1 protein-coding gene is annotated in these 724 nt (G+C 69.2%); it reads left to right on the forward strand.

What is annotated here, in order from left to right; translation table 11 throughout:
* Positions 1-83 precede the first annotated feature (83 nt).
* A partial coding sequence (locus ACFP3V_RS31330) for an IS256 family transposase (protein WP_380591081.1) occupies positions 84-724 on the forward strand: 641 nt, incomplete at its 3' end.

Here is a 724-nt window from a genome sequence, read left to right on the forward strand (position 1 = left end):
CCCGGGACTGTCTTGAATTTCGTGGGTTTGGCCTGGTGTGGCCTGTTTGGCATGGACCGGGGTCCGTGCCGGGAAGGATCACGATGGGCACCACGAACGAGTCCGGCCCCCACGAGAACGCGCACCAGGTGCGGATGGGGGCGGAGTTGGCACGAGCGGCCGAGCAGAACCGGGACCTGGCCGAAAGCCTGATCGAGCGCGCCCGGCGGGACGGGCTCCAACTGGTCGGCGAGAACGGCCTGTTGACCAGGCTGGTGAAGCTGGTCCTGGAAGGCGCTCTGGAGGCCGAGATGGCCGAGCACCTGGGCTACGAGAAGGGCGACCCCGCGGGCGCGGGGTCCGGGAACCATCGCAACGGAACCAGCCGCAAGACCGTGCTCTCGCAGGTCGGCCCGGTCACCCTCGACATCCCGCGCGACCGCGCCGGGTCCTTCACCCCGCAGATCGTGCCCAAGCACACCCGACGCGTGGAGGGCTTCTCCGAGACCATCGTGTCCCTCTACGCAAAGGGCCTGACCACCGGCGAGATCCAGGCCCACCTCGCCGAGGTCTACGACGTCGAGGTCTCCCGCGACCTGGTCTCCCGCGCTACCGCCCAGGTCGCCCAGGACCTGGCCGCCTGGCGCACCCGCCCCCTCGACCGCGTCTACGCAGTCCTGCTGATCGACTGCATCTACATCAAGATCCGCGACGGCGCGGTCGCGAACAAGCCCGTCTACGTCGC

Source organism: Streptacidiphilus monticola (assembly GCF_042658505.1).
GTDB lineage: Bacteria > Actinomycetota > Actinomycetes > Streptomycetales > Streptomycetaceae > Streptacidiphilus > Streptacidiphilus monticola.